Origin of the sequence: Microbacterium sp., assembly GCF_029263575.1 — a bacterium.
In the GTDB taxonomy this organism is placed as follows: Bacteria; Actinomycetota; Actinomycetes; order Actinomycetales; family Microbacteriaceae; genus Microbacterium.
In genome coordinates, this window is sequence record NZ_JAJUFV010000163.1 from 1 (window position 1) to 6,092 (window position 6,092).

Here is a 6,092-nt window from a genome sequence, read left to right on the forward strand (position 1 = left end):
AGACTGTACGCCTCGCCCCGGCTGCTCAGATGTCGCGCATCTTCCGTCAGGCTCCACAGCTCGTCCTCGTAGGCGTACTGCACGCTGGCAATCTCGTACTCGTCCTTGATCGCGTTGTACAGCTTCTTGGTGGTCGCCATGATGTGTCTAGTCTGGGGCTCTCGATTTGTAGCCGCGCGCCTCGACATCGATCCCGGCGTCCATCGCTTCCTGCAGCAGCGCGCGCAGCTGCTCCTGCAGTCGTGCGATGCGCTGCTGACGCACCTGCGCCATGCCCTTGCCGACCGGCGCGGCGAGCGCGCGGGCGAGATCGCGGCGGGTCTTGCGGTACTCGAAGTCGATCATGGCGGCGGTGGAATCGATCGTCTGCATGTCGTGTCTCCTTGTGTCTCGAATCGTGGCTATCGGGCTACTCTCGGATTAGCTCATGCGCTTCATGATCTCGGCGTACAGCTCGGGGGCCTCGTTGCGCAGCCGGGTGATGATCTCCAGCCCGAGCGCGAACGGCAGGGCGTTGATCCGGTCGGCGATCGCCTGCATGCCGCCCTTGAAGAAGTCAAGGCTGCTCATCAGCTGCTCGGCCTGTCGGGTGATCTCTTGGTTCGTCATGTCTCGTGTCTCCTTGTTCGTGTCTCTCTCAACTCGTCTGAGCGTAGTGTACACCAGCAGTAGCTACGATGTCAACCATTCGTAGGTAAAAGGCTACGTCACGAGTTCGAACCGATCGTCGGGCACGTCCTTGCCTTGCAAGAGCGCTTCGAGATCGTCACGGTGGCGCGGTCGCACGATGAACGCGCGCTGCCCTGCCTTGCGCAGCATGCGCAGCACGTCGCGCTGGGCCGGACGGACACGACCAGTCTCGGTTTTCAGCTCGATGAACAGCACGCCGCGATCAGGATGCACGAGAAACAGATCGGGGAACCCGGCTTGGTTGCGTCGCGAATCGTTGTCGTGGAAGCAGTACCAGCCGTAGCTCTGCGCGAGCCTGATCGTCTGCTGGGTGAACGGCTTCTCCTTGATCAGCTTGTGATAGTCGGCGGCGATCATCTCGCGCCCGTACTCGCGCGGCTCGCGCGGCTTGCGCGTCCGGCGTCGCTGCTTCGCTTCCCGCTGGGCGATCTCCGCGATCGCGCGCTCCGGCGTCTTGCCCTCGATCTCAACGAGTCGCCGGACCTCGCTGTAGTGCTTCGCCTCGATCTTCAATCCGCGCATGCATCCTCCTCTCCTGCACGGCAAAGGCCGGGACAGATTGCCCCGGCCACGTTGCTCGCTGTTACACCGTTACCTGCAAGTCCTCGGGCAGATAGTCGAGTGTCACGTCGGTATATCGTCGGCTGATCCGATCGTACTTGAACAGCGTCTTGCCGATGTCGCCGTTGTCGCGGAAGCGCACCTTTTGCACGTGCACCTCGACCGGCTCATCCGGCAAGCTCTTGTCTCGCCATACGCTGCAGATCACGTCAGCCATTTCGTACCAGTGGCGGCTGTCGCTGATGTCGTAGGGCGTGACGACCGGCCACTGCCGCGTGCCGTCGCGATCTTCTATCGGCTTCATTTTGGTGGGGTGAGCGACGACCGCAACATGGCACCCGTAGTCGCGCCCGAATCGCCGGATACGTTTCAGCGCGTAATCTACGTAGTCGGTCGCGCTCATCCCGGCTGGGCGATCCGCATCGATCTCGGTCCACGGGTCGATCACGAGGAACTTGATGCCCTCGCGGAACACGAGCGCCTTCGCCCGGTACAGCACGTCATCGAGCGTCGGTTCAGGTGGCAGGATGAACCGGTAGTGCTCGCTGATGCGCTCGACCATCTCCGCGACTTCCTCGCGCGTCGCGTGCTTGTGGAACTTGCGGTTCATAGGCTTCCCGAGCGCGCATTCGACGAGATCGCGCACGTGCAGCTCCACCGGGTGATACTCGGGACTGAACATGCCGATCTTCCAGCCGTGTTCGAGCGCGAGCTGCAGCGTGAGATGGTTCAGGAACACGCTCTTTCCGCTCGACGGGATGCCGGTCCAGATGCTCAGCTGCCCCTCGCTGATGCGCACCGTATTCGAGAATCCCGGCCAGTCGCTCAGTCGCACGCCCTGCTCGGTTTCGTGCTCGTACTTCCACAGGTCGTCGAGATAGTCCTTCGGCTCGGTAATGCCGTCCACCGGGTAGGGCTTCGCTGATTCGACGTAGTGCCGGATACCGTCTGCGCCGAGAAAATCGTCCATGAGGACATCGTTCGCGTCCTTGTATCCGTCCGGCCACTCGACCTTCCAGCACTTCTCCTTGCCGATGCGTCGCGCCAGCTCGTCCATGAGCCGACGTCCCGGCGCGTCCATGTCGCCGCACATGATCACGCGCTTCGCATTCTCGAACAGCTCTTCACCGCTGAGCAGGTAATCGAGACTCGCGTTGGTGATGTCCGTGTTCTCGTCCGGCGCGCCGTTCGGCGGCGAGATCACTGCGTCATACCCGGCTTCGCGCATCGCCATGACATCCGGTTCGCCCTCGACGATATACACGACATCGGAACCAATCGCGTTGTCGAGGTTGTAGAAGATCAGCTCCGCCCCGGCTTCCATGCGGTGCCGCTTCTTGCGGATTACTTCGCCGGTCTCCTTGTCAGTGACCGTCGCGTACCAGCGGTGTTTGACGTTGATCAGCTCGCCGTCCCGGTAGTACGGCCACGCGATCGTCTTGCCAGTCGTCGTGACGCCCAGTGCATCGACGGTTTCGCGCGAGATGCCACGCTCGGCGAAATACTCGTACATGCGCTTGGTCGCGGCATCTTCCTCGCTGCGCTCGATCGGCTCGGGCCGCACATACGTCTTGGGTTCTTCCCGGTCCCACTGCGTGAGCTTCGAGCCATACGCGGCAGGGCCGCTGCCGAGCTGTCCACGAGATCGCGCGTAGCCCTTCTCCGGTCCCGACCATCCGCAGTGGTGGCACTTGTAGCGGTTCATGTCGAGATTCACGCTCAGACACGGCTCTGTCCGGTTCTTGCGCGTGTGACTGCACTTCGGGCAGGTCGTCTTGATCTGGCCGCGCGTCCGGCCCTTTGTGTCGATGCCCAGCTCTCGCCAGTCGAGTGGTGGAAGCACGTTCATGGGATGGTGTCTCCTATTCCCCTTGTGAGCGCCGCTGATCGGTCTGTGAGCGTCGATCGACCAGCGGCCCGACTCAGTACCTGTGTGTCTCGCTGCCCTCGCGCTCAGGCGATTCTGAGGCGTTCCGAGGGCGACGATTCAAAGCTAGCAGGCTACACGTAATCTTGCGACCGTCGCATCATCTCGCGTCGCATCGCGTGTCGCATGCGACCTTCGTGCAGATGTTGTTTCTGGAAGTCCGTCAGCACGGATTCGAGCGGTGCCCCGGCGTTGACGCGTGCCAGCTGATCATCGTCCAGCCCGTTGTGCTCGCGTTCGAGGAACGCAATCGGGTCGAAGTCATCGAGTGCGCGCTGCTGCTGCTCGCGCTGTTGCTCGTGCTGCTGCTCGCCGGGGAGCTGATCTTCCCAGCCGCCAGCGTTGAGCCAGCTGGCCGGATACGGGATGAACTTGCCGTGCTGTTTCGTCCAGTCCTCGGTGCGCTTCCACGCTTCGGTCGCGGCGATCATCTGCTCGGTGAGCTGTTCGCTCGGGCGAATCTTCTTCCACGCTCTGATCGCGGCTTGCTTGCTGCGCTTCTTCGGGTACACCGCATACCAGCGATCGAAGCGTGCCATGATCACGTCGTCATCATTGCTGGCACGCTCCTGCGCTGCGTCAGCTGCGCAAGTTTCCGTAGTCTCTGCTGTAGTCTCTGCTGTAGTCTCTGTATTAGTTGGAGCGAACAAAGCAGACTTGTCTGCTTGCTGCAAGCCTTCTAGTTTGCTTACTGCAAGCAAACTAGTTTGCGCGTCCGAGTGCTTGCTGAAGTTGCAGCGAGCGTGTGCTGGGCGCAAGTTGTCGAGCGTGTGAGAACCACCAGAGGAGATCGGTGTCACGTGGTCGAACGTCAGCTGATCACCGCGAGAGCCGGGACCGTAGCGAATCGGCTCGCCACAGATATGGCACGTCATGCCATACACGCGTAGAACGTCGGCATACTCGACATTCTCCACAACCTCGACACCGGCCTTGACAGCTCGCATGTGTCCGGCACGTCCCAAGCCGCGAAGTGTCTGGGCGAAGATGCGAAGCACATCGTCCACGCTCAGCTCGCGCGCGACGCCGCGCAAGTGATCAGCGAGCACTTGCATATTGACGCGATAGAACATTTTGGCCGGGACGCCGCGACGCTTCTCCTCCATGATCGAGAGCGAGCCGAGAATCTTTCGGGCGCGTTCCTGCTCGGTGCGCGTCAGTCCGGTTTCGTCCTCCCAGTCCTCGCGCGTCTTGTAGAACCAGCCTTCCGGGTCGCGCGTCCGATTCGACCAATACACAGCCTGACTCAGCATGAGTCCGGCGACCGCCGAGCCGGTGATCCGTGCAAAGCTGACGTGATAGGCGATCGGCCTATCAAGGACTTCACGTAGCCACTGGTCGGGATCGTCCATGTGCAGCTCCTTCATTGCTTTACTTTTACGGGCGGGGATGTTATCCTTGACAGGCATACGAAAAAACCTCCTTTGGTTGTTTGAAGCACCGCCGAGCACGATCCCCATCATGCGGCGGTGCTTCATTTTGCCGTGCGATTAGCATACTCGATAGCTATCCGATGTGGCTAGCTGGCTACATCGAACAGCGATACCTGCGTGGGCGCGCTCGTCTGCTCAGGCTGCTCGTCTGACTCGTTGAACCATGCAGCGGCACGATCGAGCGCGTCCAGCGACGGCAACCACGCGACGCCCTCGCCCTGTCGCTGTGTCACCACGTCGCGAATCTCGAAGTCCGTTCCGGCGAAGATCGCCTGTGGGCTTTTCTTGTGATCCTCGAACCGGCTCGGCATCATCGAGCGAAACGCCTTGTGCCCGTACCAGCCGTCGATGCGCAGCTCAGCATGCGCGAACAGCTGATAGCGCAGCGGGATGCCGTGACGATGCCGCAGCACGCTCAGCGCGTACACGGTGCGCAGGTTGCCGAGCCAGCCGGTCGCGAGCCGCCAGCGCATCGCGCGATCAGCGTGCGCGGTGCCGACGCGCCGACGCTGTGCAGATCGTCGCACGATGCGCCACCAGCGCGGGGCATACGTCGTCGTCATGAGATCGAAGAATCGGTCCCAGCTCGGCACGCGTCCGTCGCGCTCCATGATCTCGTGGAATAGGTACGTCATCGCCCACTTCGGGTTGGCGAAGTCGATGAAGCGGTGCGTGTCGCGCTGCTTGTCGAGCTTGCCGAGCGCGTGCGAGCTGGTATCGCGCACCCGCTCGACCTGATCGGGCGTGATGGTCGGCAAGACGCGATGCTCGAAGCCATGCACGAATGCGGTGATCTCGTCGTCACGTTGCGACCACGTGTCGGCTCGCTTGCGCAGCGTGTCGAAACTCAGCAGCTCATCCACAACATGCTGGTACGTGAACGGGTCGGTCGGCACGTCCTTGATCGTGCCGTATCGCTGCCGGAACTCGATCCCGGCCAGCTCGCGGCGCAGCTCGTCCATCGTCTTGCCGCGTAGCTCGGTGGGTTGCATATCGTTTCCCCTTGCGTTCGAAGCTGTGATGCGGTAGTATCGGGGTGTCAGCACGTGTCTCGCTGACACTCTCGGATCGTGTCTCCGATCCACAAGAACCGCCCCGGTCTGGTGTCTCCTGCCGGGGCGGTTCTTTGCGTTCATCAGAAAGGCACGTCGTCCAGCGAGTCGCCGCCCTGCTCGTACTGCTGCGCGACCTGCTCCTCAGCGGCGGCTGCACTACCTCCGGCTGGCCGAACCTGTCCGGCGTTGAGCGCATCGATCAGCTGGCTCGCGTCGCGCTTGCCGAGCGTGTTGCGGTCAGCGTTGAAGTGCTGCGCGATATAGGCGTCAATGTCGCCCTCGCTCAGCCCCAGCTCGCGGGCGCGCCCGTTGATCATGCCCCATTGCTTGCCGCTCGCGAGCGGGTAGCCGCCCGGTCCCGGCTGCTGCTGCTGAGGACGCTGCTGATAGCTCTGTTGCGGCTGGTTCGAAGTCTGCTGGCTACCC

7 protein-coding genes are annotated in these 6,092 nt (G+C 62.1%); all 7 read right to left on the minus strand.

Features of this window, described 5'->3' with window-relative positions; translation table 11 throughout:
• Nucleotides 1-147 precede the first annotated feature (147 nt).
• Nucleotides 148-372: a hypothetical protein gene (locus Q1J95_RS13425; protein WP_300268379.1), complete on the minus strand. Its 225-nt coding sequence runs from the start codon at nt 370-372 to the stop codon at nt 148-150.
• A 48-nt stretch (nt 373-420) separates the two neighbouring features.
• Nucleotides 421-609 carry a hypothetical protein gene (locus Q1J95_RS13430; RefSeq protein WP_300268382.1) on the minus strand — a complete coding sequence of 63 codons (189 nt, stop codon included), beginning with the start codon at nt 607-609 and terminating at the stop codon, nt 421-423.
• Nucleotides 610-702: 93 nt separating this feature from the next.
• Nucleotides 703-1,212: a VRR-NUC domain-containing protein gene (locus Q1J95_RS13435; protein ID WP_300268384.1), complete on the minus strand. Its 510-nt coding sequence runs from the start codon at nt 1,210-1,212 to the stop codon at nt 703-705.
• A 61-nt stretch (nt 1,213-1,273) separates the two neighbouring features.
• A complete protein-coding gene (locus Q1J95_RS13440; RefSeq protein ID WP_300268387.1) occupies nt 1,274-3,100 on the minus strand; it encodes a toprim domain-containing protein in 1,827 nt (608 codons plus the stop codon).
• Between the two features lie 152 nt (nt 3,101-3,252).
• A complete protein-coding gene (locus tag Q1J95_RS13445) occupies nt 3,253-4,641 on the minus strand; it encodes an HNH endonuclease signature motif containing protein (protein ID WP_300268389.1) in 1,389 nt (462 codons plus the stop codon).
• A gap of 56 nt (nt 4,642-4,697) precedes the next feature.
• Complete coding sequence (locus Q1J95_RS13450; protein WP_300268391.1) at nt 4,698-5,603, minus strand: hypothetical protein; 906 nt, start codon at nt 5,601-5,603, stop codon at nt 4,698-4,700.
• A gap of 143 nt (nt 5,604-5,746) precedes the next feature.
• Nucleotides 5,747-6,092, minus strand: a 346-nt coding sequence (locus tag Q1J95_RS13455) for a hypothetical protein (protein WP_300268394.1), incomplete at its 5' end; no start/stop codon positions are given.